General features: G+C 39.3%; 37 protein-coding genes and 3 pseudogenes. 29 read left to right on the top strand and 11 right to left on the bottom strand.

Annotated elements, in window-relative coordinates; all coding sequences use genetic code 11:
- On the top strand, nucleotides 1-294 hold the full coding sequence (locus tag SLP02_RS10270) for a hypothetical protein (RefSeq protein WP_319420560.1): 294 nt from the start codon (nucleotides 1-3) through the stop codon (nucleotides 292-294).
- Here SLP02_RS10270 and SLP02_RS10265 read toward each other — a convergent pair.
- Nucleotides 285-842, bottom strand: coding sequence for a GUN4 domain-containing protein (locus tag SLP02_RS10265; protein WP_319420559.1), 558 nt, complete (start codon nucleotides 840-842; stop codon nucleotides 285-287). The genes SLP02_RS10270 and SLP02_RS10265 overlap by 10 nt on opposite strands.
- A gap of 159 nt (nucleotides 843-1,001) precedes the next feature.
- On the opposite strand from SLP02_RS10265, the pseudogene SLP02_RS10260 reads away from it, so the two are divergent.
- The 6 genes and pseudogenes from SLP02_RS10260 to SLP02_RS10235 all read left to right on the top strand — a co-directional run.
- Nucleotides 1,002-1,106, top strand: a pseudogene (locus SLP02_RS10260) (IS1 family transposase); the annotation flags it as partial.
- Between the two features lie 442 nt (nucleotides 1,107-1,548).
- On the top strand, nucleotides 1,549-2,340 hold the full coding sequence (locus SLP02_RS10255) for an HlyD family secretion protein (protein WP_319420558.1): 792 nt from the start codon (nucleotides 1,549-1,551) through the stop codon (nucleotides 2,338-2,340).
- Between the two features lie 20 nt (nucleotides 2,341-2,360).
- On the top strand, nucleotides 2,361-2,984 hold the full coding sequence (locus SLP02_RS10250) for a hypothetical protein (protein ID WP_319420557.1): 624 nt from the start codon (nucleotides 2,361-2,363) through the stop codon (nucleotides 2,982-2,984).
- A gap of 31 nt (nucleotides 2,985-3,015) precedes the next feature.
- Nucleotides 3,016-3,519: an MFS transporter gene (locus SLP02_RS10245; RefSeq protein ID WP_319420556.1), complete on the top strand. Its 504-nt coding sequence runs from the start codon at nucleotides 3,016-3,018 to the stop codon at nucleotides 3,517-3,519.
- The gene (locus tag SLP02_RS10240) at nucleotides 3,509-4,342 is read left to right on the top strand and encodes an NAD(P)/FAD-dependent oxidoreductase (protein WP_319420555.1); all 834 of its coding nucleotides are present in this window, start codon (nucleotides 3,509-3,511) and stop codon (nucleotides 4,340-4,342) included. The genes SLP02_RS10245 and SLP02_RS10240 overlap by 11 nt, the downstream gene beginning before the upstream one ends.
- Before the next feature lie 343 nt (nucleotides 4,343-4,685).
- Complete coding sequence (locus SLP02_RS10235; protein WP_319420554.1) at nucleotides 4,686-4,826, top strand: hypothetical protein; 141 nt, start codon at nucleotides 4,686-4,688, stop codon at nucleotides 4,824-4,826.
- A 30-nt stretch (nucleotides 4,827-4,856) separates the two neighbouring features.
- Here the strand turns inward: SLP02_RS10235 and SLP02_RS10230 are convergent, their stop codons facing one another.
- The 3 genes from SLP02_RS10230 to SLP02_RS10220 all read right to left on the bottom strand — a co-directional run bounded on the left by SLP02_RS10230 (nucleotide 4,857) and on the right by SLP02_RS10220 (nucleotide 7,790).
- Complete coding sequence (locus SLP02_RS10230) at nucleotides 4,857-5,048, bottom strand: hypothetical protein (protein WP_319420553.1); 192 nt, start codon at nucleotides 5,046-5,048, stop codon at nucleotides 4,857-4,859.
- 340 nt (nucleotides 5,049-5,388) lie between these two features.
- Entirely contained in the window at nucleotides 5,389-6,024 is a 636-nt protein-coding gene (locus SLP02_RS10225; protein ID WP_319420552.1) for a response regulator transcription factor, read from the bottom strand.
- Nucleotides 6,021-7,790 (bottom strand): GAF domain-containing sensor histidine kinase, encoded by a 1,770-nt coding sequence (locus SLP02_RS10220; RefSeq protein WP_319420551.1) that lies wholly within the window; start codon nucleotides 7,788-7,790, stop codon nucleotides 6,021-6,023. The genes SLP02_RS10225 and SLP02_RS10220 overlap by 4 nt, the downstream gene beginning before the upstream one ends.
- A gap of 358 nt (nucleotides 7,791-8,148) precedes the next feature.
- On the opposite strand from SLP02_RS10220, the gene SLP02_RS10215 reads away from it, so the two are divergent.
- The 7 genes from SLP02_RS10215 to SLP02_RS10180 all read left to right on the top strand — a co-directional run bounded on the left by SLP02_RS10215 (nucleotide 8,149) and on the right by SLP02_RS10180 (nucleotide 14,141).
- Nucleotides 8,149-8,763, top strand: coding sequence for a superoxide dismutase (locus tag SLP02_RS10215; protein ID WP_319420550.1), 615 nt, complete (start codon nucleotides 8,149-8,151; stop codon nucleotides 8,761-8,763).
- Nucleotides 8,764-8,792: 29 nt separating this feature from the next.
- Nucleotides 8,793-9,005 carry an SDR family NAD(P)-dependent oxidoreductase gene (locus SLP02_RS10210; RefSeq protein WP_319420549.1) on the top strand — a complete coding sequence of 71 codons (213 nt, stop codon included), beginning with the start codon at nucleotides 8,793-8,795 and terminating at the stop codon, nucleotides 9,003-9,005.
- 95 nt (nucleotides 9,006-9,100) lie between these two features.
- A complete protein-coding gene (locus tag SLP02_RS10200; RefSeq protein WP_319420548.1) occupies nucleotides 9,101-9,292 on the top strand; it encodes an SDR family oxidoreductase in 192 nt (63 codons plus the stop codon).
- 168 nt (nucleotides 9,293-9,460) lie between these two features.
- The gene (locus tag SLP02_RS10195) at nucleotides 9,461-10,228 is read left to right on the top strand and encodes an SDR family NAD(P)-dependent oxidoreductase (RefSeq protein WP_319420547.1); all 768 of its coding nucleotides are present in this window, start codon (nucleotides 9,461-9,463) and stop codon (nucleotides 10,226-10,228) included.
- A 181-nt stretch (nucleotides 10,229-10,409) separates the two neighbouring features.
- A complete protein-coding gene (locus tag SLP02_RS10190; protein WP_319420546.1) occupies nucleotides 10,410-11,276 on the top strand; it encodes an NmrA/HSCARG family protein in 867 nt (288 codons plus the stop codon).
- Nucleotides 11,277-11,495: 219 nt separating this feature from the next.
- A complete protein-coding gene (locus SLP02_RS10185) occupies nucleotides 11,496-13,196 on the top strand; it encodes a thiamine pyrophosphate-binding protein (RefSeq protein ID WP_319420545.1) in 1,701 nt (566 codons plus the stop codon).
- A gap of 54 nt (nucleotides 13,197-13,250) precedes the next feature.
- Complete coding sequence (locus SLP02_RS10180) at nucleotides 13,251-14,141, top strand: helix-turn-helix domain-containing protein (RefSeq protein ID WP_319420544.1); 891 nt, start codon at nucleotides 13,251-13,253, stop codon at nucleotides 14,139-14,141.
- A gap of 225 nt (nucleotides 14,142-14,366) precedes the next feature.
- Here the strand turns inward: SLP02_RS10180 and SLP02_RS10175 are convergent, their stop codons facing one another.
- Entirely contained in the window at nucleotides 14,367-14,705 is a 339-nt protein-coding gene (locus SLP02_RS10175) for a P-II family nitrogen regulator (RefSeq protein WP_319420543.1), read from the bottom strand.
- Nucleotides 14,706-15,106: 401 nt separating this feature from the next.
- On the opposite strand from SLP02_RS10175, the gene SLP02_RS10170 reads away from it, so the two are divergent.
- The 12 genes from SLP02_RS10170 (at nucleotide 15,107) to SLP02_RS10120 (ending at nucleotide 20,797) form a co-directional block, all read left to right on the top strand.
- A complete protein-coding gene (locus SLP02_RS10170; protein WP_319420542.1) occupies nucleotides 15,107-15,379 on the top strand; it encodes a hypothetical protein in 273 nt (90 codons plus the stop codon).
- A gap of 297 nt (nucleotides 15,380-15,676) precedes the next feature.
- Nucleotides 15,677-17,422 carry an Ig-like domain-containing protein gene (locus SLP02_RS10165; RefSeq protein WP_319420541.1) on the top strand — a complete coding sequence of 582 codons (1,746 nt, stop codon included), beginning with the start codon at nucleotides 15,677-15,679 and terminating at the stop codon, nucleotides 17,420-17,422.
- 224 nt (nucleotides 17,423-17,646) lie between these two features.
- Nucleotides 17,647-17,883, top strand: coding sequence for a hypothetical protein (locus SLP02_RS26625; protein WP_413467360.1), 237 nt, complete (start codon nucleotides 17,647-17,649; stop codon nucleotides 17,881-17,883).
- 2 nt (nucleotides 17,884-17,885) lie between these two features.
- Nucleotides 17,886-18,104 carry a DUF2283 domain-containing protein gene (locus tag SLP02_RS10155; protein WP_319420539.1) on the top strand — a complete coding sequence of 73 codons (219 nt, stop codon included), beginning with the start codon at nucleotides 17,886-17,888 and terminating at the stop codon, nucleotides 18,102-18,104.
- Nucleotides 18,105-18,281: 177 nt separating this feature from the next.
- Nucleotides 18,282-18,605, top strand: coding sequence for a type II toxin-antitoxin system RelE/ParE family toxin (locus SLP02_RS10150; RefSeq protein WP_319420538.1), 324 nt, complete (start codon nucleotides 18,282-18,284; stop codon nucleotides 18,603-18,605).
- Entirely contained in the window at nucleotides 18,602-18,904 is a 303-nt protein-coding gene (locus SLP02_RS10145) for a helix-turn-helix domain-containing protein (RefSeq protein ID WP_319420537.1), read from the top strand. The genes SLP02_RS10150 and SLP02_RS10145 overlap by 4 nt, the downstream gene beginning before the upstream one ends.
- Before the next feature lie 119 nt (nucleotides 18,905-19,023).
- Nucleotides 19,024-19,497, top strand: a complete 474-nt coding sequence (locus tag SLP02_RS10140; protein WP_319420536.1) for a putative toxin-antitoxin system toxin component, PIN family — start codon at nucleotides 19,024-19,026, stop codon at nucleotides 19,495-19,497.
- Between the two features lie 17 nt (nucleotides 19,498-19,514).
- Nucleotides 19,515-19,751: a toxin-antitoxin system HicB family antitoxin gene (locus SLP02_RS10135; protein WP_319420535.1), complete on the top strand. Its 237-nt coding sequence runs from the start codon at nucleotides 19,515-19,517 to the stop codon at nucleotides 19,749-19,751.
- A gap of 148 nt (nucleotides 19,752-19,899) precedes the next feature.
- Nucleotides 19,900-20,106 carry a 2-oxoisovalerate dehydrogenase E1 subunit beta gene (locus SLP02_RS10130; RefSeq protein WP_319420534.1) on the top strand — a complete coding sequence of 69 codons (207 nt, stop codon included), beginning with the start codon at nucleotides 19,900-19,902 and terminating at the stop codon, nucleotides 20,104-20,106.
- The gene (locus SLP02_RS10125; protein ID WP_319420533.1) at nucleotides 20,103-20,345 is read left to right on the top strand and encodes a type II toxin-antitoxin system HicA family toxin; all 243 of its coding nucleotides are present in this window, start codon (nucleotides 20,103-20,105) and stop codon (nucleotides 20,343-20,345) included. The genes SLP02_RS10130 and SLP02_RS10125 overlap by 4 nt, the downstream gene beginning before the upstream one ends.
- Nucleotides 20,346-20,448: 103 nt before the next feature.
- A complete protein-coding gene (locus tag SLP02_RS26620; RefSeq protein WP_413467158.1) occupies nucleotides 20,449-20,613 on the top strand; it encodes a DUF6888 family protein in 165 nt (54 codons plus the stop codon).
- Nucleotides 20,606-20,797, top strand: coding sequence for a DUF6887 family protein (locus tag SLP02_RS10120; protein WP_319420532.1), 192 nt, complete (start codon nucleotides 20,606-20,608; stop codon nucleotides 20,795-20,797). Before SLP02_RS26620 ends, SLP02_RS10120 begins: the two co-directional genes overlap by 8 nt.
- A 57-nt stretch (nucleotides 20,798-20,854) precedes the next feature.
- Here the strand turns inward: SLP02_RS10120 and SLP02_RS10115 are convergent, their stop codons facing one another.
- From SLP02_RS10115 to SLP02_RS10105, 3 genes are all read right to left on the bottom strand, one after another.
- On the bottom strand, nucleotides 20,855-21,244 hold the full coding sequence (locus SLP02_RS10115) for a PIN domain-containing protein (protein ID WP_319420531.1): 390 nt from the start codon (nucleotides 21,242-21,244) through the stop codon (nucleotides 20,855-20,857).
- Entirely contained in the window at nucleotides 21,231-21,467 is a 237-nt protein-coding gene (locus SLP02_RS26615; RefSeq protein ID WP_413467359.1) for an AbrB family transcriptional regulator, read from the bottom strand. Before SLP02_RS26615 ends, SLP02_RS10115 begins: the two co-directional genes overlap by 14 nt.
- Nucleotides 21,430-22,148, bottom strand: a protein-coding gene (locus tag SLP02_RS10105) for an IS1 family transposase (RefSeq protein ID WP_413467157.1) whose coding sequence is annotated in 2 segments (ribosomal slippage) — nucleotides 21,430-21,851 and nucleotides 21,851-22,148 — 720 coding nt in all. Because the reading frame shifts where the segments join, the coding sequence is not laid out codon by codon here. Before SLP02_RS10105 ends, SLP02_RS26615 begins: the two co-directional genes overlap by 38 nt.
- Nucleotides 22,149-22,522: 374 nt before the next feature.
- On the opposite strand from SLP02_RS10105, the pseudogene SLP02_RS10100 reads away from it, so the two are divergent.
- Nucleotides 22,523-22,825, top strand: a pseudogene (locus SLP02_RS10100) (zeta toxin family protein); the annotation flags it as partial.
- 4 nt (nucleotides 22,826-22,829) lie between these two features.
- On the opposite strand, the pseudogene SLP02_RS10095 reads toward SLP02_RS10100, so the two are convergent.
- A pseudogene (locus SLP02_RS10095) lies at nucleotides 22,830-23,781 on the bottom strand (IS630 family transposase).
- A gap of 76 nt (nucleotides 23,782-23,857) precedes the next feature.
- Between SLP02_RS10095 and SLP02_RS10090 the strand changes: the two are divergent.
- Both SLP02_RS10090 and SLP02_RS10085 read left to right on the top strand, forming a co-directional pair.
- Nucleotides 23,858-24,118, top strand: a complete 261-nt coding sequence (locus SLP02_RS10090) for a hypothetical protein (protein ID WP_319420527.1) — start codon at nucleotides 23,858-23,860, stop codon at nucleotides 24,116-24,118.
- Between the two features lie 9 nt (nucleotides 24,119-24,127).
- A complete protein-coding gene (locus SLP02_RS10085; protein ID WP_319420526.1) occupies nucleotides 24,128-24,331 on the top strand; it encodes a hypothetical protein in 204 nt (67 codons plus the stop codon).
- Between the two features lie 204 nt (nucleotides 24,332-24,535).
- Here SLP02_RS10085 and SLP02_RS10080 read toward each other — a convergent pair whose 3' ends face one another.
- Together SLP02_RS10080 and SLP02_RS10075 are read right to left on the bottom strand one after the other, a co-directional pair.
- A complete protein-coding gene (locus SLP02_RS10080) occupies nucleotides 24,536-24,880 on the bottom strand; it encodes a slr1659 superfamily regulator (RefSeq protein ID WP_319420525.1) in 345 nt (114 codons plus the stop codon).
- A gap of 226 nt (nucleotides 24,881-25,106) precedes the next feature.
- Complete coding sequence (locus SLP02_RS10075; protein ID WP_319420524.1) at nucleotides 25,107-25,709, bottom strand: DUF6272 family protein; 603 nt, start codon at nucleotides 25,707-25,709, stop codon at nucleotides 25,107-25,109.
- Between the last annotated feature and the right edge of the window lie 5 nt (nucleotides 25,710-25,714).

The raw sequence follows: 25,714 nt of genomic DNA, 5'->3' as shown, positions 1-25,714 counted from the left end.
ATGTTCCTATTTAGCAACGTCCGAGCTAGAAATAAAATTAAAATTAAAATTTATGGTTTTGATTCAAAATCAATAATTTTGGCTAACGGTCTGTTTATTATAGGATTGCAGCAGTTTCAGTTGAATATACTGGCAGCGTTGGCGATCGCTGCTGGCGGTTTGGTTATTGCTATACAATTTTTGATTATAGAAAGTATACAAAAGCATTACTGTATCAATATCAACAAAAAATTTATCCGCGTTCGGCGATCGCTGCTGGCGGTCAATGATTTCGCGACTCAGACTCAAATTTGACAATTTATCAATCGTGCTAGAAAGTAATTAGTCATTTTAGATCCATAGGGAGAATTCCACCAAAGACCAGGAAGTCCTCCTTTTTTTGCATCCTGAGAATAGTTGAGATCGCTACATTTAATCCAATTTCCGTCCTTGCGCCATCCCAAGCGATCGCCCCATTTCTCTAGCAACTGACTATTTTGTTCGATAGTAGTTTGCTCGCTACCGCCTGAGTCTTGATATATTTGTACCTGAACACTAAAACCAAAACGATTATCGCTATAGGTAAGCCACAAACGATCTATTACCTGCAATTCGCTACAGTCTATGAGTTTTATTTCATCAGGACGTAAATTTTCTATTTCTGTTTGACCAGCAATTGATAGAATTAGCTGCACTGTCTCTTTGTCTGCCTCTAACCATTTGCCTTCTTTTAAAAGATTTTGGAGAGTTTCATAACGATAAATATTGCTAACCCGCAGCAGTTTTTCTTCTAGACTATTTATTCTTTCCTTGAGTTGTTCAACTTCAGTGTTTGCAGAAGGTTGAGTATCTGTTTGGGACATAGAAAGAACCTGCTTACTTAAATTTATCGAATAATAATTACACTATATGGAACTAGATAGGGTTTGTCTTCTCAAATCTTGCTAAAAATTGCCTAATCTTGTCCTGAAATAAAAAAGTAATGAGTAGAAATGACAAGCTATTAGCTCATCGAGTTTAATCGCCAAACCCTCTGTTACTTCAAATCAAAGACCATGATAAGACATTCGATTAGATTACTGATTCATTATCTAAAATTTTGGGATATTCCCGTTCCTTATTCAGAAAATAAATTTTTCCGAAGAGCGATCGCTCTTCGTTTCTATCATATTTTTTCGCTAAAGTTTGCGCGATTCTACCAGGGAAGCCGATCGCGCCTCATTTTTTCATGATTAAACTCAAGATGTCTAGTAAAGATTTAAACAATCACAACTTTTAGCAAATTTGAGCAAGAAAATAGAAGAAACGCTTTGGTATTTTACTTATGCTGAACACATATTAACTAACAGCATTACTGATTTTAAAATATGGATTTGAAAAGGAGTTAAAGAAGCGATGTAAGACACAATTTATGTTTACTTCAAATGTTATGAATGCGAATGCAGCATATTTCTATTCTTTAAAATCTGCCAATGTATTTTTAAGCTTTTGTTCTTGATCGAGGTTTAATGTCAGAAGTATACTGAAAAACTACCATCATACTATTAATTTAACTTCACCTGGGTTTTCATGACTGATTCCTCAACTGAAAATAAGCCAAGAAACAAAGAAGATCGGCAAATAGACAATGCCGAACCAATAGATTTTCTCGAACCGACCGAAGCAGCCAAAAAACAAGCCGCAGTAGCCAAGGCTAATATTGCCTTAGCTGCCAAAGATGCTCGCGCCCGAAATACTCAGGCATATGGAGGAATAGATTCGGCTCTTGCCAGTCTTGCCAATTCCGAAACAGCAGTTGCAGTCGCCAAAGCCAATATTCCCGAAGCCGAAGCTCAACTGGCAAGCGTTGAAGCTAGCATTCAAAAGACTAAAGCAGATTACGCTCGCTATCAGTTTCTTTACAACAGGGGAGTTGTCAGCGCGCAACAGTTGGATTCGGCTCGAACTGCCTACGAACAGGACTTAGCCAGTCGAAAAGTAGCAGTTGAGAAAATCACACAAGCACAAAAACAATACCAAGAATCCCGCGATCGCGTTGCAACTGCCAGAGGTCAGCTAGAAACTAGACGAGGCGATTTGCAAGCAGTCGATTCGACTGAAGAACAGATTGAAGTAAATCGCCGTCAGTACCAGGCTGCTTTAGCTAAAGTAGACCAGGCTCAAGCACTAGTAGAAAATGCCCAACTTCAGCTAGATCATACCAATATTTACGCTGATGTAAATGGGCAGGTTGGTAATAAAAGCGTGCGAATTGGGCAAGCAGTAAAGCCAGGACAAGCCTTAATGTCCGTTGAGGTAACGGTAACGCCTACGGTCGGGACAAAGAGACTAGGCGATGGAGAGATGAGAGGTAATAAGTAGTGAGTAGTAAGTAAAAAGCAATGAAGAAAACAATTAATTTTTTAGCAACCTGTACTGTATTTGCTTTGACAATTCAGTTTTATGTCTTAAAGTCAGAGACAACATTGGCTCAAACAAATGAGGGAGTAAGCAATGAGTTATTTAGGCAAGGAAACAAAGAAATGGAGCGGGATAAAACGGAGCAACGACCCCGCGTCGGCGGTAAGAGGGCAGACCCTGCGTCGCCGTCAGGCAAAGGCACTTTGCCGTATGTACGCTGCCCTAGCAAGGGAATGCGTTGTGATACGAAGCCTATCGTGACCGTTGGTCAAAATTTGGAATCTGGAAATGATCGACCTGATGACAATGAAATAGAGCGCCAACAACAGAGCAACAATGAAGAAATAAACAGTGAAGAACTAAATCGTGAACAGCTAAATAACGATCAAATAGAGCGAGAAGAACTAAATTTAGATAACAATGAGCCAAACCGTGAAGAAATAAACCGCCAAGAGCAAAACGTTGATGAAAAACTAGATAGAACAGGATCGTTAGAGGAACACAAACCCAAGAAACCAAGAATTAGAGACGTTAAAGCACCTAATTATGGTCGAGGTAATGTTCCCGATCAGCCTCCTAAAAACGAAGTTGAAGTTGAGTTTTAGCAATGATTTTTAATGCCTGGAAAAAAACAGCATGACTAGCCGAAGCGTTAACAACTCCCAAAACGATAATCGCCATTCTCCAACTTCATCTCAACCGCCGACCACTAAGCAAGCATCTTTTCGAGACTGGATTGGAGTTATTGCTGCTTCCCTAGCAGCTTTTATGGCGATTTTTGCCTTGCAAAGTACTATTCCTGCCATCAATAATATGTCAGGAGATTTGGGCGTTCCTTTACAATTTGGTGCATGGGTTCTTTATGGTTATCTGGTAGCTCTGATAATATCTATACCTGTAGCTGGCTTTTTCTCAAAAGTTTTTTCGGTTCGACGCTATTTCTTGGTTTGCATCTGTTTATTTCTGGTTGCTTCTATTGCCTCTAGTCTGGTAACAACCTTTTCTCTAATGATTATGGTGAAGGGTATTCAAGGGTTTACGGCAGGTGGGCTTACGGCGATCGCCACGGTCATAATTGTAACCGAGCTACCGCCAGCCAAACGACCTATTGGTCTAACTCTTACGGATTGTGTTGGTTAATCACGGTCAAGAAATCCTCAAGGGAGATGTTAATTCTCATTTGCGAGATACTGCCCTCAAGGCACTTAAAGACAAAGCTATACCTGTTGAACTAGTATTAGGAGCAAAAGTCACTAAAGTAGGGCGCGATCGCCTAGAATATCAGCTGGAAAACGAAGAATCAACTAAAACTATCTCAACACAAACAGTAGTTTGGACGGCAGGTACGGCAAATAATCCTCTGCTCAAGACCTTATCTATTGGCGATGAAAATCGCGATAAACACGGCTTACCTATGGTGACAGATACTTTACAGCTATTAGATTTTCCTGAAGTATTTGCAGCAGGAGACTGTGCTGTAGTTCTAGATCGCTCCTATCCTCCCGGCGCTCAAATCGCCTATCAAGAGGGAAAGACTATTGCCAAGAATTTAATGGCACTGTCGCAAAATAAAGAACTGCATCCCGTCAATGCCAGTATGCGAGGCACTTTAATGAAGTTAGGTATCCGTAATGGAGTCGCTAATATTTTTGATAAAGTGAAGGTTAAAGGTCGAGCAGGAGACTCGATTCGTAGTCTTACCTATTTAGAAATGCTGCCTACTCCCATACATAACTTTAATGCCACGACAGAATGGCTGAGTGATGAGATTTTTCATCATCATCATTATCATCAGCCCACAAAATCAGGTCAACCAAAGCCAAACAACCGTCTGGCTGGTTTGGCAAGCATTGCCGCTGGTGCGATCGCGGCGGTGGCATTAGTTGGTGGTTTAACAGCAGTGTGGCACACTACCCATTCTGGGAATCAACCGCAAACAACCCAAAAACAACTTAAAAAATAGCAGAAAGCATGACTACAGATATATTTATCAAAAAGTTATTAGTTATTAATCGTTAGTTGCTTGCTCCGTACCCATGTCGGAGGTTTTCCCCGACGGGGCGGTGCGCTTTTTAGTTCAAATTAACTACGCAGTAAGGGCTTGTCCGCAGGGGATTTGGATTTAAAATCCCAATTCTGCCCGCTCTATTTGATTGAGACTAGCCAAGGGGTACCCCCCGCAGGGACTAACAACTACGGCGCAGCCGTTTATTTATCCCTACAATAATTTTTCTCTAATAAAGTTTTCTAAAATCGCTCTATTTCTCTTATTTTTGAGCAATCTAGTTTTATAACCATTTGTTTTTATGCCAGTTAAACAATCTCGTAGTCAAAAAATTGTTCTCAATCTCCTCAAAGAATTTCAGCAAGAAATCGATGCTCAAAATTTGTATTTAGAGTTGCATCGTCGAGGCAAAAAGATAGGATTAGCAACAGTATTCACCTAGAAACGAATCGCACATTTCGGGTCGCTACAGTTAGCTTCGTAGAAGAGCGATCGCCGTACAAATTAAGCGTTCGATTTGAAGCATTGTCAGTGGTTCTAGCTGTAATTCTCTAAAACTTTGATAGACAAGTTCTTTAACAGCTTCAAATCTTTGTTTATAAAGTTCTAAAGAGACAACCCAACAATGATCAGGGTTATAGAACGATGTGGCACGGTTTTGCACGTATTTCAGCTCAACGCCAATTCACTAACAAAGCATCTTCACCATCGCCAAGAGGGACTTGATTAAGATAGTGATAGGTATAAGTTTTCTCAGTTTGACCATGACCTTGGTAACGAATTACAGTTGGTAAATCGATTTTAGATGATCTGGTTAAATCATACGAATCATACGGAAATTATTGGGAATGACTATACTAAAAACGTTTTTTAATACCGCCACCTAGCAAAGCTGACCTAGATGCCGACATTATTGCCGTAGCCTGACCAGAAGCTATACCACCCGTAAAAGCAACTAACTATTTAGCATATTTATAACTGAATAACCTCATTTATCTACTAACTTAAGATTGGGGATTGACAATTCCCCGTTGGTAGGCAGCAACAACCGCTTGAGTGCGATCGCTCACGTCCAATTTGTGCAAAATATTAGTGATGTGAAATTTGACCGTTCCTTCGCTGACGTATAACGCAGCACTAATGGATTTGGTATTGTTACCTTTGGCTAACAGCTTTAATACTTCGATTTCGCGCTCGCTTAGTTGTGGACTATTCATACGGCTGGCTAATTTAGCACCCACAGATGTCGAAACATAATTTTGTCCAGCAAATACCGTCCGAATTGCCTTTAATAGTTCAGCCCGCTCGGCAGTTTTAAGTAGATAACCTTTAGCTCCAGCTTGTAGCCCCCGATAGATGTTTTCATCGCCATCATAGGAAGTGAGAATGATGATGTGTGCGTTGGGAAAGTCTTGAAGAATCGCTGCGGTCGCCTCGACTCCAGTTAGTTCTGGCAAGCTTAAATCCATCAGCGTCACATCGGGATGCAGCGTATTGAACTGCGCGATCGCCTCGACTCCTGTTTTAGCTTCACCGATAGGTTCTAAACCCGGCTCTGAATCGAGCATCGTTATTAACCCGCTTCGCACCATCGGATGATCATCAACTACTAAAACTTTGATTTTGGGGGATGAAGTCATGATGATGGAGACGTGAGTGAAATCTGAACGATGATGCAGGTTCCTTGTTCGGGTTGACTGCGGAGAGTAAATTGTCCCTTTAAGCGCTGGCAACGTTGCTGCATTGATACTAAGCCAAAGCCACCGTGATCGTTAGCCAGTTGCGGATTAAATCCTTTGCCGTTATCTTCAATACGAAGGGTAATCATATCTGTCGCCAAGCTGAGTTCTACCTCCAGGTTTTGTGCTTGAGCGTAACGCAGGGAGTTAGTGATGGCTTCTTGTCCAATTCGTAATAGATTCATGCCGATGTCGGGTGGCACAGGCTGCACCCTTCCCACCAGCTTGAAGCTGACCTGTAGCTCGGCGTTAAGGGTAAGTAGAGTCAGCGCTCGCTCTAGCGACCCAGCTAAATCTCGGTACTGCTCGGCATCGGGATGTAGTGACCACACCGAACGGCGGGCTTCGATTAGTCCAGAATGAGCTATATTTTTGGCCTGTTCAATAATGTCCCAGGCGATCGCGGGGTCATGAGTGGAGTAGTATTGAGCGTTATTGAGTTGCAGCGAAATACTATTTAAAGTCTGGGCGAGGGTATCGTGAATTTCTCGCGCCATACGGTTGTGTTCTTCAACCACCGCCACTTGTTTTGCATCTTCGGCTAAGCGAGTCAGTTGAATGGCTAAAACGACCTGCTGCCCTAGAGCAGCGAGAAGGTGTAAATATTCCGACGAACAAAAATAACCTTCTAGATAGCTAATCGTCAAGGTACCCAAAAATCCGTCACCACAAACGAGGGGAATCAGCGCCATTGTTTGAACGCCGTCGCGCACGGCTGACAAAGAGCGAAGAAGCTTTAGATCAGGATGGTTTGGTAAATCTGAATATACAAACGGCTGCTGCCTGACAAGGGATTCCCAAGCTGAACCCTGCTCAAAGGCAGACAAAGGAATCGGACTTTGGTTCAAAGCATCGGGCTGATTGCGAAGAAGCTTAGTGTTCCAATGTGTTAAATGAAGTTTGATCACTGTTTGCTCGACATCGTGTATCCAAATGTCGGCAATTGGGGCATTGAACTGCTCGACGACTGTGGCAAGGACTTGCCCCAAAAAATTATTGAGTTCTGGCTCGGTAGCAAGATAAGCAAGGCTGCTTTGGAGTGCCATCTGTTGCCCTTGGGCGATCAGTTTAGCTTCTTTACGCTGGCTAATGTCTTGCATAGTAGTGATGAAGCAGACAGGCTTTCTAGTAGCATCGCAGACGGCAGATACGGTTATGCTTGCCCAAAGCAAAGAACCATCCTGGCAAATGTAGCGTTTTTCATTTTGGTAGAAAGGCAATTCTCCACGAATTAAGCGAGGAATCAAGGCGAGATCGGTAGCGAGGTCATCGGGATGGGTAATGTCGGCAAACGTAAGTGCCATGAGTTCTGTTTCGCTATAGCCTACCATGTCACAAAACCGTTGATTGACTCGCAGCCAGCGACCGTCTAAGTCGTCTATCGCCATGCCGACAGCAGCTTGCTCAAAGGTATAATAGAAGAGCCGTTCACTTTCATCTAGAGCAGCTTCAGTTTGTTGGCAGCGCCAAACTTCGGTTTGTAATGCTTCGTTAAGGGCTGCCATGTCCGCAGCGTATTGTTGAATAGTCTTTTCTCGATTGAGGATTTCTAATTTTTGTTGTTGTATGCTGACAATCTCAGCCCGAAAAGCTTTGTTTTCTGCTTCTAGTTGGGCAATGCGCTCTGGTTGCGATCGCTCAACTAGCTTATCACGCTGTGGTAGCATATTTGGCGAGTTCTCCTAAGATAACCTAATACAATAGAGATTAGCTTCCTGCTTTAATTTTGCAAGAGGTAATCTTAATCTAGAAATAAAATTGAACCATAAGAGTTTCGTTTGATTGTAATACATTAATAAATTATTTGCATATAACTAAAGTTAGAGATCTATTTACCTCAGTCAAAGACTAGTCGAAAGTCAAGGTTGACACCACTGTCATCGTCAAGGTGACAACTTACTTTTTGCCTAGGGCGAGCCAGAAGTATTTTCAATATGATGAAATCAAGCAGTAGACAGAGCTGACGAGACGATAAATTTCGCACAGTTCTTTCTATATTTTCAGCAATATTGAAACAAATTTATCATGGCTTTTGAACTTTCACTCTTACCGTATGCTTATGATGCCCTAGAACCCTATATGTCCCAAAAAACATTAGAGTTCCATCATGACGAGTATCACGCAACCTGTGTGTCTATTCTTAATGTCCTGGTTAAAGAAACTGAATTTGCTGATAAATCTTTAGAAGATATTATCCTCAAAACTTACGGCGACAGGTCTAAGGCAGATATCTTTAACAACGCTGCTCAAGTATGGAATCATAACTTCTTCTGGAACTGTATGAAACCAAACGGAGGCGGTCAACCGAATCAATGGCTGGCTGAGAAACTGATTGCTAACTTTGACAGTCTAGACCGCTTCGCTGCCGAGTTTAGAAATGTAGGAACAACACAGTTTAGCAATGGCTATGCTTGGTTGGTACTCGATCGCGATCGACTCAAAGTTGTCAGAACTGGAAATGCTATGAATCCCACGATCAATAAGCAAATTCCTTTGCTGGGGTGCGATGTTTGGGAACACGCTTACTGTCTTGACTATCAAAATCGTCGTTTTAATTTTATTCAAGCATTTTTAGAACATTTGGTCAATTGGGAATTTGTGACTCAGCAATTACGAACCCATGAGTTAACGCATACATAAACTATAGTTTACGCTATTACGGAGAAAAAATGATTAATCAATTTGATGGCAAAGTTGCAATGGTGACAGGCGGGAGTTCTGGGATTGGTCGGGCAACCGCGATCGCCTTTGGCAAAGCAGGGGCAAAAGTCGTCGTTGCAGCCCGACGTGAGGTAGAAGGCGAAGAAACAGTTGGCTTGATTCAGCAAGCTGAATCAAGCCTGTCTTTGTCAAAACAGATGTCTCCCAAGCCTCTGAAATAGAAGCACTGGTTAATAAGACGGTAAAAACCTATGGTTGCCTGGATTTTGCATTTAACAATGCGGGCGGGTATTGAGAGTAAGACTCTAATACAGAGATGATGACGCGATTTGGAGAAGAAACGGGCGATGTTGAAACTGCCAATCAACAGTTCGCAGATATGGTTCCGATGGGACGAATGGGCAAGCCAGAAGAAATTGCTTCATCTGTGCTTTTCTTATGTTCAGATGCGGCTTCATACGTAACGGGTCAATCTTTGGTGATAGATGGCGGTTATATCGCGACCTGAGTCGTTAAGTAAATGCTGACAGGTATTTTTGGCGAAAAAGCATAGCTCACACTTTAAATTTGAGCGAGTTCCAAAACGTTCAATGTAAAGGTGAATTGCCTCGCCGATAGGCTTCACCTGCTTGAAAAGTAAGCTGATATATCGACAAAAAAATACTGGAGAATACAAATGAATAAGCTAAAAGAAAAAGTCGCTATTGTTACTGGATCGAGCCGCGGAATTGGCAGAGAGATTGCGCTGAAATTGGCACAAGAAGGAGCGAAAGTGGTGGTCAATTACAGAAGTAGCTCCAAAAAAGCCGAAGAAGTCGTCAAGCAGATTGAGCAGCAGGGTGGCGAAGCTACAGCAATACAGGCTGATGTAAGTCAGATTGACCAAATTGAGCAGCTAGTGAGCAAAGCAGTCGAGCATTTTGGTCAACTCGATATTATGGTCAGCAATTCAGGTGTCGAGCATTTTGGAAAACTAGAAGATATTACTCCGCAAGATTTTGAGCGCGTGTTCTCCGTGAATGTCGCTGGTCAACTGTTTGTTGCCCAGGCTGCTGCTCGACATCTCCCTAGAGGTGGACGTATCCTGTTGACTTCTTCTGTCAGCGCCAAAATTCCTGTTTTTTATCATACTCTCTATGCTGCCAGCAAAGCTGCCGTTTCGGCAATGGTGCTTAATCTAGCTCCTGAATTGGGAGAACGGGGAATTGCCATCAATGCGATCGCACCAGGCGGTACGGCGACAGACATGGCGGAAAAGAATGCCGAGCTTTACACCCACCCAGCGCTCAAAAACTTACCGCCTGATACTGTAATTAAGACCATGGCATCACTGCAACGTATGGCTCAACCAAAAGAAATCGCCGCAGTCGTCGCCTTTTTAGTCTCCGATGACGCTTCCTATATCACTGGCAGCACCCTCGCAGCTGACGGCGGAATGTTTTAAAGGGCTTCACCTTAGCTTTTAGCTAAAGATATTTAAGGAAAGATTTTGACTTTCCCTAAATAAAGTCTACTAAATCTAAGAAAGCGTGGTCTGCAAGTCGCGAAAACTATTACATTGTTTTGAATGCAAACTTTACAGAGAAACTAACTAACCTAAATAAACGACTTACAAGGAAAATAAAATGGAAAATTCAAATCAAACAATTCTAGTCACTGGCGCAACTGGCAACCAAGGTGGCTCTGTGGCTCGTCATCTTTTACAACGTGGAAAATTTTCAGTACGCGCTTTGGTACGTGACCAGAACAAGCCTGCTGCCCAAGCACTTAAACAAGCTGGCGCAGAACTTGTAGAAGGCGACTTCAATGATCGCGATTCAATCGATCGCGCTCTACAAAACATTTATGGTATTTTTTCGATGCAGGACTTTAGAGGCGGAGTAGAAGCCGAAATCAGTCAGGGTAAGGCGATCGTCGATGCAGCCAAAGCAACAAAGGTTCAGCACTTTGTTTATAGCTCAGTGGGTAGTGCAGAACGCAATACTGGTGTTCCTCATTTTGACAGTAAGTTTCAAGTTGAAGAATATGTCCGAGCAAGTGGACTACCCTACACAATTATGCGTCCAGTTTTCTTTTTCTTTAACTATCAGGCAATGCTCCCAATAATTGAAAAAGGAACTCTTCCTCAGCCCCTTAACCCCGATACAAAGTTGCAGCAGCTTTCTGAGGAAGATTACGGGAAAATGGTTGCCGAGGTGTTTGAACGACCTGCAGACTTCTTGAACCGCGCCGAGGAAGTCGCCAGTGTAGAGATGACTATGACCGAAGTTGCCGACTCGTTTAGCCGCGTTTTAGGAAAACCCGTCAAATATCAGCAAATTTCCTTTGAGGCATTTGAACCGCAGGCTGGAGAAGAAATAACTGCTATGTACCGCTGGTTTGAGAACGTTGGCTATGAAGCAGACTTTACGGAATTGAAGCGCGATTTTGATAAACTGAGCGACCTTGAATCTTATTTACGCGATCGCAATTATGCCACTATGGCTAATTAAGAAATATTTACAAATATTGACTTGGTGGCGATCTCTATGGGTCAAGCGCAACCCCTTGTTTAGCTCAACCAAAAGAAATCGCCGCAGCCGTCACCTTTTTGATCGTTGATGACGCTTCCTATATCACTGTCTAACAAATATAAATTTTCTATTCTCGTAAGATTGGCTAATCGCCCCTATCCTACTCCCTACTTTTAAAAACTACCTACTTAAACGAGTATGAATACAAACAACTCCAGCATCGAGCCAAATATTGGCACTTACCTGGCACAACTGCTCGAAAAGATTGGGGTAGAGCATTATTTTACTGTTCCTGGTGATTACAACTTGGTTCTACTCGACCAGATGTTAAAAAACCCCAATCTCAAGATGGTTAACTGCTGTAACGAACTCAATGCAGGTTATGCAGCCGATGGCTATGCCAGAGTTAAAGGCGTGTCGGCAGTGGTAGTCACATTCACCGTCGGCGGTTTGAGCCTAGTAAATGCGATCGCAGGGGCCTATGCTGAAGATTTACCAGTCATTGTCATCTCAGGAGGACCTAATTCTAACGATCGCGCCCAGCATCATCTGATTCATCATTCAACTGGTGAGTATGATTTTAATCAGTCATACCGTATCTTTAAAGAAATTACCACAGAAGCGGTGGTGATTCGCCACATTGAAGATGCCCACCGTCTACTGCATCAGGCTTTGGCAGCAGCGATCGCCAAGCGTAAGCCAGTCTATATTGAAATTGCCTGCAATCTGGCTAATGTCCCTATCCCCCACTCTGTACCTTTGCAGCTTCAACCTCAGACAAAAAGTAGTCCCGAAGCTCTCAAAGCTGCTGTAGAAGCGGTTGCCTCTCGGCTAGAACGCTCAGTCAAACCAGCCTTGGTTGCTGGGGTAAAATTACGCTCCTTCGATGCGATCGCTGCTTTTAGAAAGCTTGCCGACAGTTCTCAATATGCCGTGGCAATTATGCCTAACGCTAAGGGGATGTTTCCCGAAAACCATACTCAGTATATTGGCTGTTACTGGGGTCAAGTTAGTAGTTCTGGCTGTGCCGAAATTATTGAATCTTGCGATGCCTATTTGTTTGCGGGCCCGATCTTCAATGACTATACTACCGTAGGCTGGTCTTGCTTAGTCAAGCCTGAAAAGCTGATTGAAGTTCAGCCAGATCGGGTAATCCTAGCAGGACAAGAATACTCTCAGGTCTATATGCAAGAATTTATCATTGCCCTGGCGGATAAAATTAAGCCTAACGATAGTTCTCTCAAGGCTTTTAAACGGATACAGGAAGAATCTTTGTCAACTCAAGACCTGCCAAAAGAAGCTCCCCTGACCAATCGAGCGATCCGCGAACAGGTTCAAAGCATTTTGACAGATGACTCGGCGTTGCTGGTAGAAACAGGGGATTCTTGGTTTAACGGTCAAAAAATCACCTTGCCTGCTGGCTGTCCCTATGAGTTTCAGATGCAGTACGGCTCTATTGGCTGGGCGACAGGAGCATTACTAGGCTATGCGATCGCTTTGGGTCAGCAGAAACGAGCGATCGCTTTAATCGGAGACGGCTCTTTTCAATTAACTGTCCAAGCAGTGTCCACCATGATTCGTTATGGGCTAAATCCGATTATTTTTCTGATTAACAACCGTGGCTACACCATCGAAGTTGAAATCCACGATGGCCCCTATAACAACATTAAAAATTGGGACTACGCGGGTCTGGTGCAGGTCTTCAACGCCGAGGAGGGTAATGGCAGGAGCTATCGAGGGTCAACAGTCGGCGAGCTAAGTTCGGCGATCGCTCAGGCGCAGGCTCATCAAGGACTAGCTCTAATTGAATGCGTTATCGACCGAGATGACTGTACCAAAGAACTTTTGAAATGGGGTAGTCGAGTTGCTGCGGCAAATAGTCGTCCCCACCAAATTTAATCATCGAAATTATAGCTTTTAGCTTGATAAACATAAATTTATCAAATATAAACAATGTTATCCTCCAAACTACAATACTTTTCTAACTCAAATATTCGGGTACTTACACCACGATGGGATTATCAGCCTCTTTTATCTAGTCAGGGTTTAGACTGGCAAGGCATTCAGTTTGATTATTATCAACGTCATCCATCCATTTTATCCCAAAATAGCTCACAACATTTACTACAGATTTTTCTCTCTGAAGGTGATGTGAAGGGGAGTTTAGATGACCAGGAACGAATTGAGCATATTTCACCTGGTGATGTGACTATAATCCCCGCTGACACTAATTATTATGCCAGTTTACCAGACGAGATTGAGTTTATCTTGCTAACACTTAAACCAAATTTATTTAAAGATCTAGGAAAAAATAAACTTGACGGCAACACTGTGGATATTTTGCCTCAGTTTGCTGTAAACGATCCTCTGATCGCTGGTATTGCTATAACCCTAAAAAATCAGCTAGAAAGCGATCGTGCTTGTTCTGACTATGCTCAAACTTTAGGTAAGGCGATCGCCGTTCATCTATTGAAAAAATATTCTAAACCATCTACAGCTAATGATAGTAGCTACAAAAATGCAGTTGAAAAAAAATTGCAGGTTGTACTAGAGCATATCGAGCAAAATCTAGATGAAAAACTTACTTTAGACTCGATTGCCAAGCAGGTAAACCTAAGTAAATATTATCTGTGTCGCTTATTTGCCAGATATTTAGCTATATCACCCCATCAATACATCATCCAAAAGCGAATTGAAAAATCAAAACGGTTGCTCAAACAAGAACTATCCCTGCAAATCGTTGAGATTGCCTTCGACTGTGGTTTTGCCAGTCACAGTCATTTCAATCGACAGTTTAACAAAAATGTTGGCATAAGTCCTAGAGACTATCGCAATGCTGCATAGGTGCAATAAATATAAAAGCTGGCGTTACTGATTGTAGCTATGAAGCCGATCGTGTTACTATTCATAGCTATTAACTATTAGCTCAATCGTACTAAAGCACGGGGCTTTAAACCCATCTATTAAACGGTAACTATTTTTAGGACAAAGCAATTTAATTAAAAGTCCCCCAATTCTGGAGGACTTAGGGGGCGATACACAAACAATTAATAGAACTTCAACAATCCTTTAAACTGCTTCTAGGTTTTTCTCTCCAGTACGAATACGGACAACCTGATCTACAGGATAAACAAAGATCTTGCCGTCGCCAATTTCGCCAGTGCGGGCAGCAGCGATAATCTTATCTACTACCATATCTACCTGATCGTTTTCGATTACGATTTCCAGCTTCAGCTTTTGCAAAAACTCTACAGTATATTCTGAACCACGATAACGCTCAGTCTGTCCTTTCTGGCGACCAAAACCGCGCACCTCAGAAACCGTCATTCCCACGACTCCAGCGTTAACTAGAGCAATCTTGATTTCATCTAGTTTAAAAGGTCTGATAATAGCTTCTATTTTTTTCAATTTTACAGTCTCCTGTCGTTGTTATAAGAATTAGACTTTCACTATTTTACGTATATTTATCCAGAAAGCTAGCCCTACAGTTTATACATCGTAATTGTTCATTTTATGGTATGTGGTTTGGGCTTTTAGGATAAAGGCGATCGCATTGCATAAAAGTAATTTCATAGTTCAGCTTAAAAGTTGAAATGCTTTGGTGACTTAGTTTTAGCTATTAGAAAAATAATCTATATATTATCTAGAGTAATTTCATCTAAATCAAAAGTTGATATATTTATCAGTAATTACCGATAAATATTTATCTAAAGTTTATATCAAACTTTAGTACAAATATCGAAGCAGAGTGTATTTGTAGTCGAATAAGATATGAGTAGTGCAAAAAAGCTTATTTATTAAAAAATCTCATGAAAAAAGTAATTTATTTATCTACTGCTGTTTTATTCTTAATATTTCCTAGCGTCACTAAAGCTGAAGCGTCTAATGATTTAACTCCTAGTGAAGTTTTCTGTTCAAATACAAATGCTAAATCGGGTAATGCAATTGCTGAAATTAATAAAATGGTTGGAGCGACATCTAATAGATTATCTATGGACGAAAAACAGGTTTTAAGAACAATGGCTGGGACACTCGATAGTAATGAAACCATTCAAAACATATGTTATCCAGCAGCATTTTAAAATAAAAAAAATATTAGCTTATTAAAATCTAAAGTAAGCCTGAAGTCATAATTAAATAGCTGACTTTAGGCTTTTTGTTTTTTGTCAAATCAATTAAAACCTAGATTTTTTAAAAGTATCAGTATATGTAGTTGTTGTTTATACAAACTTTAATTCGGCAGACTAAAGTTCAATGATTCTTTATGTAAAAAATCCCGATTATTACTGTGGCTGTCGTTAGTAATAGCAACTTATATTGTTAGAGAACAAACATAAATGCTTTAAACAAGCAAATTATTTAAATTACATCGTATTATTATGAATAACATCCACTCAAGCTTTTTAAGTAAATATCTTAAATCAAATCTAAATTTATTTTTAAAAATTTCTGGCATCAGCTTTTTAGCAGCAAGCCAAGCTTTTATTGCTTCTAGCGCATCAGCAGGGACAGCACTTAGTGCTAAAGAAACTTTTTCAGGTAAAGTAAACTACACAGGTACAGGTGGTACACTAAGAAGCAATCCAGATTCAATAAATCCCTGTAGTTTAAATTCCACTTCTACAGCACAACTATCTGGAATCCCTAGCAATGCAACTGTTAAAAAAGCATATCTTTATTGGGGTGGTTCAGGTTCTACCGTAGATAGTTCAGTGACCTTAGATGGAACATCATTAACAGCAGATCAGACTTACACAGATACTTACTCAACATATAGTTTTTTCCAAGGTGTAAAAGATGTGACAAGCAAGGTTGTCAGCAAGAGAAATGGTAATTATCAGTTTAAAGATTTATCTGTAAGTACTTCCTCAACTTATTGTGGATCTAGTGCTGTTTTATCCGCATGGTCTTTGATTGTAATTTATGAAGATCCTTCAATTCCTCGTGATAAACTAAACACTATTAGGTTATACGAAGGCTTTAAAGCATCAAGATATGAGAGTGTTAACTATACTCTTGGTGGTATTCAAGTTGCCAATAACCCAGTTGCTAAATTCACAATGCTACTTTGGGAAGGCGATGAATCTCTAGGTGGAACTAATGAAAAACTTGGGTTTAATAGTCATACTTTAACCGATTTACTGAACCCAATTAATAACCAGTTCAATTCCTCAATTAATACTCTCAATTTATCAACCACTTATGGTGTAGATTTAGATACTTTTAATATTTCTAGTTATGTAACTCCTGGACAAACCTCAGTCACAGGAACTGTATCTACAGACGCTGATTTAGTACTTCAAAGTGCTGCTTTGATCATGGTAACTGACACTTTGGCAAATGAATCTCCTTCTGCACAACCAGATACAATTACTACAGATGAAGATAATTCTGTAGATTACAATTTAATTAGAGGAAACCCTACAAACGACAATGGTAAAGATACCGATCCAGAGGGAGATGCTTTAACAGTAACTAAGTTCAATGTTGGAGGGACTGAATATACTTTAGATGCTCAAACTACCAACCGACAAGTCACTATGCCCTCTGGTGCATTACTGACAGTTAAGAGTAATGGTGATGTTACTTACAATCCTAACGGTAGATTTGAATCATTAAATCCAGGTCAAACTGCACAGAATCCTGATAGCTTTACTTATACTATTAGCGATACTAAGGGTACTAGTAGTGCTACTGCTACAGTCAACATAAATGGTGTTGCAGATGATCCTGTTGCTGTAGATGATACGGCTACTACAGACGAAGATACAGTTGAATCGATTCCTGTTCTTCAAAATGACAGTGATCCTAACACTGCTAGAGAAAATTTGACCATCACTAAAATCAAAAATACTACTGTTAGCGTTGGTGAGGTAGTTACTCTTGATTCTGGTGCTACCGTAAAACTTGTACAGATAAATGATTCTTCAAAACATAGCAGCAAAGGAAAATATGCTTTGGAATACGATCCAAGACCTAGTGCTTCTTTAAATCTTCTTAACAGAGGACAGCAGGCTACTCCTCTAGAAACGTTTACTTATACAGTGAGGGATCCTGAAGGTAATACTGGTCAAGGTAATGTAACCGTTACAGTAGACGGTATTACAGATACTTATTCTGACTAAGATTAACTAGTTCAACTTTAAATAATTCTTCAAAGAGATCGCCTTTTCAGAAGTGCGATCTCTTTTCTTATTTAAAATTTTATCTTGTGTTAAGGCGATCGCTCAATTAGCTAAAGATATCACTTTGGTCTTATGTTAAGGCGATCGCTTTTTTATGAAGAACTAGCCCAAGGTTTACATAAAAAGAAGATAAAATAGGTAGTTTAAAGAGACAAGGAAAAGTTATCTTAAAAACAACTCGTTATTTCGAGGAGCAAGTATTAGTAAAAAGACCTTATATCGAGCGAGAATGGTGTCAAAGAGCAATTCAAGAACCTGTCAAAAAGAAAGTGCAAACTGATGGACGGATTCGTCACTGGATATACATTGCCGAACTGAGTAAATATCTTAGAGTTGTTACCCTAGAAGATGGGGAAACAATTCATAATGCTTTTTTAGATCGAAATTTTAAGAACCAGTAACTATGAAATTTAATTACTATCCCGAAACAGATTCACTTTATATTAGCCTGATCGAAAAACCTAGCACCGACTCTCAGGAAGTCTCCTCTGGTATTTTACTTGACTTTGATAATGAGGGAAATTTAGTTGGTATTGACATAGACCATGCTAGCAAAGTTGTCGATTTAACTCGTCTAGAAGCAGAAGCCTTACCAATTAATTCTATTGCATTAGCTAAATAGTAATTAGAGCGATCGCTTTCTTGTTTAGATTGAGTTATGCGATCGCTTTTCTTATTTAATATTTGATTTAATGTTAAGGCGATCATAAGACAAGATCAAATTTTTAGCTATTCATTGCCAGTTAAGAACAGTCTAGCAGCATCAACAAAAAGTTATCAAATATGATAACCTGGGTATATGAAGTGGCATATTACCTTCTATAACGAAAAAGTAGAACAAAAAACCTTAAACTTTCCACCAAGTATCCTAGCTAATTTTTTGCATATTGCTGAGATGATTGAAGAGTTTGGTCCCGCTCTTGGTAAACCATATACAGCCCCTATAAGCGGAGGACTTTTTAAAATTAGGTCAAAAGGTAAAGAAGGTATCGGTCGTTCTCTTTTCTGTATGGTTAAAGAAAAAGAGATTATCATTCTCCATTCATTTATTAAAAAGTCTCAAAAAACACCAAAGAAAGAATTGGATTTGGCAAAAAAACGTATGAAGGAGATTAGAAAATGACACGCCCCACACTAGCAAATTTTAGAGAAAAAGCTCTAGCAAACAATGAAGTAAAAAAAGAATATGAAGCTCTCTCCGTAGCTTACGATCTTAGAAAGAAACTTATAGCAATGAGAAAGTCGGCAGGTTTAACTCAAGAAGAGTTAGCAGAAATTCTCTCTACAAAAAAAAGCAATATTTCTCGTTTAGAGAACGTGTATTCATCTTCTTCTCCCAAACTTTCTACTATTGAAGAATATTCTCAGGCAGTTGGATACAAGATAGAAATTAACTTTGTGCCAATTAAATCTTCTTCATAAGGCACATCATATATTTGTGAGGAAAAATATTTTTAATTGAAAGCGATCGCAATAGTAATGCGATCGCTTTTCTGTTTGGTATGGTGATAATGCGATAGCATATACGCTATCATATATTAATGGTTACAAAAATAGTAATTGATACTAATGTTTTTATCAGTGTACTAATTGGACAAAGTGAATCAGCTAGTAGGGAACTGTTTCGACAATGCCTACAGGGAAAATATCAGCCTTTAATGGGCAATGCTTTGTTGGCTGAATATCTTGATGTTGTTAATCGCGACAACATTACAAATCTCTGTCCTTTGACTAATGTTGAAAAAACGAATTTATTAGCAGCTTTTATGAGTGTGTGCCAGTGGATTCGAGTTTACTATCTTTGGCGACCACGACGAGCGCGTTCCCTTGCGTCTTACGCCGACGCGGGGTCGCTCGTCAACCTACCAGATGAAGCTGACAACCATTTAATTGAATTGGCTGTGGCTGGTAATGCTCAGATAATTGCTACCAGAAATATAAAAGATTTCAAGCGATCGCAACTAAAGTTTCCCCAATTAAAGATTTTTAAACCAGAAGAAGTTTTGAATTATTAATTTATCAGGTATTTACTATGTCAGTTTTAACAATTCGCTTACCAGATGAAAAACATGAAAGACTTAAAACTTTGGCTAAAGCAAGAGGGATAAGCCTTAATAAGTTGATTGAAGAATTAAGCACTATCGCTTTGGCGGAATTTGATGCTGAGACTAGATTTCGCGCTTTAGCAGCTCAAGGCGATCTCCAAGAAGGAATCGCTATTTTGGATAAATTAGATTTGCATTTTTCTCATCTAGGGAATTTAGATTAAAACCATATTTCTTTGATCTTTCTAACTAAGTTATGCGATCGCTTTTTTGTATTCGATCATTCTCTCAAGATAAAAAGTAAATACCTTATAGTAGAAATCTGAAGCATTTTCAAATTAAGTAACACCATATTTTAAGTAATTATTACCGATGATAGAAATTGTTTTTCTAGTTGAAGATGACCCCGATGAAGGCTATACAGCCAGGGCGTTGGGTGAATCCATATTTACTCAAGCAGATGATTTGGAAAGTCTTAAAGAAATGATACGTGATGCGGTTGACTGTCATTTTATAGAAGAACAAAAACCCAAAGTAATTCGATTGCATATTGTTCGAGATGAGGTTATTGCCTCGTGAAATTACCGCGAGACATATCAGGAAAAGATCTAATTAAAGCTCTTTCCTGTCTTGATTATCAAGTTACTCGTCAGACGGGTAGTCATATTAGGTTAACTACCAAAAGTAACGGAGAACACAACATAACAGTTCCCGCACATGATCCAATAAAAATAGGAACTCTCAACGCTATTCTTAAATCAATTGGGGAACACCAGGGTTTGAATCGTACTGAACTAATTAGAATGTTATTTGGCTGAAGCTTTTTTTATAATTTTAGCTGGAAAAAACTGTTGAGGGCGATCGCATTAATAATGCGATCGCTTTTTTGTATTCACAGTGTCTTTAATAAAGCAGCTATTAATGGCTGTCCAAGTTTGCCACTTGCTATCAGAAATGATGCAACCTATCGAAGTGTTTTTGTACACCGAGAGAAATGCACAATTCTTTCTGATAGCAGGAAGAAAAGCCAATATTAGAATAACGTTATACCCTGACTTGACAATGGAGATGGAAATTGATGTCTGATAACTTTAAAGAAATGACTACTAAGGAGTTAACTGATTATTTTTTGGCGAATCGCCAGGATATGAAAGCTCTTGAGGAGTTAAAGACTAGAAAAGGAGACATTTCAATTAAAATCTCAGCAGATGCGACACAGGACGAAATGTGTCGCAGTCTTAAAGAGGGAATACAATCTATGTCAAATTAATATTGTTCAACTTATTTGAAAGCGATCGCAGTTCTGAAAAGGCGATCGCTTGTTGATTTAATCCAAAACTCGATACCATTTTTCACCTTTTAGTTTTTGATCAAAAGTAACTGTGATTGTGCATTCGTGATTATAGTTAATTGCGCCGATGAGATAATCGGCAAAATCTGCTTGTCCTAACTTATTAAGTCTTAATGCTTGATAAATAACAGTGCGATTGGTAAATTCCAGCTTAGAACTTTGTAGCAGAAGCTCTATAACACTCAAAATCTTTGGTTGAAGATATTTATAGGATCTTCCCCTCAAAACCCAAACCATCTCGCACAAAACAATATCAGAGATAAAACACGACTCGGCATTATTAATTATTTTTACCGCTTGTTTCCACTGTGCTTCATCATCTCTAGTTAAATATCGCACTAAGACGTTAGTATCAAGTCCAATCACTAGCACCCTCGGAGATCGCTTGTTTCATATCGGCTAAGGAAGTTGTTTTCATTCCTGGACGATGAAGAACACCAGATAAACTTTCAACAGCAATATTTAGAGGTATAACTTTAACCTCGCCATTTTCATCAATCACAAAATCTATTTTGCTTCCAATATCTAAATGTAAATATTTTCTGGTAGTCCTAAAGATGTAAGGACGTGTTGTAATGATGGACAAAATACCAGATTGCCCCGATCTGATTTTCGATTTTCTTAGAGAACGATAGAGTCTTCCTGACTAATCGAGAAACTCTTTGTCGCATTGTGCAATTAAATCGTTCTATGTAATTGGTTTTTCTCTCTTTCCCCACCGCTTGATGGCGTTTTGAAGGAATTACCTGTTCATAGGCTTCCCAGAAGTCACTATAACAAACGGCACACTGTCGATAGACTGAGGGCAAAGATTGCCATAGCTTTCTCGCTCCATGACGACGGCGATCGCCGATATGAACCCCGACTATTTCTTTAGTTTTTGCAGCCAAAGCCAACCAAATCCATTGTTTATTGGCTTTATTACCGACAAATGACCACATTTCATCACACTGAATCGTTAATTTTCCTTTTTTTTCGTTCTCACTTTAACTTGCTGAGAAACTGATTCGTATTTAGCATTGACATAACTCTGTAACCAAGGTTCTGAAACTTCTGTAACTCGGGCAATTCCAGCTAAAGGAATCTTCTCTAAGAGTAATTTGTCAATCAAGTTTTTGGTTGGTTGGTCGATCATTTTATTCTGTGGATTTTCCACATATTGTCTACCACAGTCGCGACATTTATAATTTTGCTTGCCATTGTGAATGTGACCGTTTTTAACAATTTGTTCTGAATTACATGATGGACAAGATGGCAAATCTACTGGCATGGAAATCAAATGATCTACAATTTCCTATTTTATATCCTTACATCTTTAGGACTACCTATTTTCTAATTGTTTTGGGAATAGTAACTTGTCCTTTTCCTGTCAAACGAGCTTGCACCATTACATTAATTTTTCCTTACTTCCATAGTAAGATATCGAAAATCACTACGCATTCAGTAACGCCAAACTCTATTTCTTCTCTTTAAGTTATGCGAGCGCTCAACTAGCTAAAGATATCACTTTGGTCTTCTGTTAAGGCGATCGCACTAATAATGCGATCGCTTCTTGGGCAATAAATAGTATTTATACGTATCATAGACAGCTACAGTTCTAGTAGATGATGATTCTCGCTTAAATAAAAAGGTACTTCACTCATCATGCCTGAAATATATGTTTTTGGAGGCTGTAATGGTTCTGGAAAAACTACCTTAGCTATAAAAATCTTATCCTCACTTAATAATCAATTGGAGTTTATTAATGCTGATATAATCGCTGCTGAAATAAATCCTAATAATGTTGATGCGGTAGCAATTCAAGCTAGTAGGCTAATGCTTGAAAGACTAAATACATTACTAAGACAGGGCAAAGACTTTGCTTTTGAGACGACGTTAGCAGCTCGTACATTTGCTCTGTTCTTAAAAAAATGCAAAGCTCAAGGATATAGAATTAATTTGATATATAGCATTACGCATATACGTTAGGACATTTTTTGAAAGCTGTATCAACACATTCTCTAACAGTCTCAAATTCTTTAACTCTCTGCTTCATCCAAGTTTTGAGAACCGACCACCAACGCTCTATCTTGTTTAGATCGGCAGAATAAGAGGGCAAATACCAAATCTGGCACCCTGCTTCTTCTACTATTTCTTGAATACTTTGTCCTTTATGAAAAGTAGCATTATCAATAATAATGATATTTCCAGGTTGAAGTTGAGGAATCAAACTTTCTTTAAGCCATGTCTCAAATAAATCTCGATTACATGACCCTTCAAAAGTTAACGGAGCAAACACTTTTCCTTCTTTGAATGCAGCAATCCAACTTACTCTCTCATTTCTTTTACCAGATTTGAGTGCCTAACATCTTTCTCCTTTGGGGCTATAACCATAGGGATAATCGTCTCGGTTATCGAATCCTGCTTCATCCACATAAACTAGGTTATTTGCCTGTTGATGTTTTAGTTGCTCTTGAAATTCTTTTCTTTTCTCTTCATCTGTTTCTTGATACCCGTAAGTTTGTCTTGGTCAGCGTACATGCGGGCAAGCCCTTTGTCTTGCGCCTGTCGGCGACGCGGGGTCTGACCGCTTTTTTTCTGGTTATGCCTAACTTTTTAATTCCATCACTAATATTTTGCTGGGTAAGATTCTCTCCCCACAAATCTGCCATTTGCTGTTGTGTCTTATCTTTATGTTGTTTAACAAACTGTTTGAATCTCTCTAAATCCTGAATTTTTCGCTCTTCTCTGGTGGGACGCTCGGCGACCGCTTTAAAGTCTCCTGTTTCTTGTTCTCTTTTCAGCCATAGGTCTAAGGTGTTACGGCTTATTTTCATCAATCGACAAATAGTTCTCTTCTTTTCACCTCTAGAACAGGCATCTACGGCTTTTTTTCTTAAATCGTAGCTATAGGGAGCAGGCATTATTTTTCGGTTTTGGCGAGCGCTTTTATTTTAGCTAATTTTGTCCTAACCTAGCCACGTATTGCTATATGTCTGGTTGGAAAGTCCAGAATTAGCAATCAATCGAGTAGCGAGAAGAGTAGCATCTGGAGGACACAATATCCCAGAGGATATAATACGTAGAAGAAGAAAAAGAGGACAAAGAAACTTTGTTGAGCTTTATCTACGGATTACAGATCGCTTTCAAGCCTATGATAACTCGGGAAATGACAATAGCTTAGTCGCTTATCGTTCTGCCTTAGATCGAGAAATTACTATTATTAAACTAGATGTTTGGAATCAAATTATTAACAATTAACAATTAACTATGGATAAGATAAATTTTTCTCCTGACAACATTGAAAAATTATTTCAACAAGCCGTAGATGAAGCGATTGAACAACACCGAATCAAAGGTGAGTCTATTGCGATTTCTGAAAACGGCAAAGTAAAAATCGTTACTCCAGAAGAGATTACTCCCTTAAAAGATAAACTAAGAAAAAGAAAAGTTTATGAACAACCTCACCCTTAAGTTCTAAAATTTCCCAAGAAAGCGATCGCACGTGCGATCGCTTTTCTGTTTGGTATGGTTGGGATTATTTTATTAATGCTCTATTTCTCTGATTACTTTTGAAAATTGGTATTATCTATACGAACAGGATTTGGTATTATTACCTGCCCAAACCATTTTCTAATTAATTTTACCCACCTATTTATATATGCGCTCTTATTGCCTTTATTCCAATTCCAACTTTAATGAAGGCATCAGTCGTTGCAAATTTTTAAGAGATTTTCCTTGCCAGGGGTTTTTTTTCGCTCCAATCACTAACATCTGAATGTTCTTAGACTTACGAACTTTGATCACAAACTTGGACAGAATACTAATTCCCGAACTGTTAAGAAAACTCAAATTTGTTAAATCTAAAACAATCTTTTCTGGTTCTTGTTGAGCAATACTGTCTAACAACTCGCAAATAGAGGCATATTCCTCTCCACCATTGAGGCGTAGCGAACCGTCAAAGACAACGTTGTGAGATCTTTCGTCATAAATAATATTGTAATCTTCAGTTTTAATCTCCATAGTCATCTCAAAAAAAACAATAATTGGATTTATATAACTCAATTGTTTAAGATTTTAAATTACTCAAATCAAGACCAAATAAGATATGTGATAACTATCTACGATCATTAGGAATAAAACCAAAATATATAATCAATAATTGGTAATTTATTTTTGTAACTTACTTGTCAATCACTAATCAGCCATTTTAGCCTTTAAAAAAATATTTGTATGGAAAAAATCCAAGTTAAATTACTAGCTGTACCATTGTAGTTACAGCTATTTCCGTAGGCTCTTGGGATAAAGATTCAAATTTCCATCCTAATTTTGCTCCATAATCATTGAGCATTGTTAACAATCCCAAGCCAGATGCTTCACAATTTTCGTCCAAGGCATTTTTCTCTAGTTGAGCAATGTATAGTTCTTGAGGATCTGCCTGAAGTAAAGTTTTAATGTGATTTTGAAATTTTTGAGTTTGCTTAGTCCGAATACTATTAGTTAGTTGAAAAGTAATTAAGTCTGGGTTGAGATGAATTTGAATACTTACGGGAAAGGGAGACATCTCCACACCGTATTTCATCGCATTTTCTAATAATTCATTAGCAATGTAGCTAACGGCACTTTTAACTTCTGCATGTTTATCCGAATCTGGCTGCCGATCGTTATTTCCTAGAAAAAAGGTGCTAAGGTAATCAGCCAAGAAATCTGCCGACAAACATTTATTACGCCATCTCTGACGTAGAGGAATAGAGCCTGGAGAAAAGCTGAAGATCAAGTATTCTTGACTAGGAGGTAGATCTTGAATAAAGTCTCCTAATATCTTTTCAAGGACGATATTGCTAGTGTTCATATAAT

The sequence above is a fragment of the Pleurocapsa sp. FMAR1 genome, from assembly GCF_963665995.1.
Taxonomy (GTDB): Bacteria; Cyanobacteriota; Cyanobacteriia; order Cyanobacteriales; family Xenococcaceae; genus Waterburya.
This window is presented reverse-complemented; position numbering and strand designations above follow the sequence as displayed.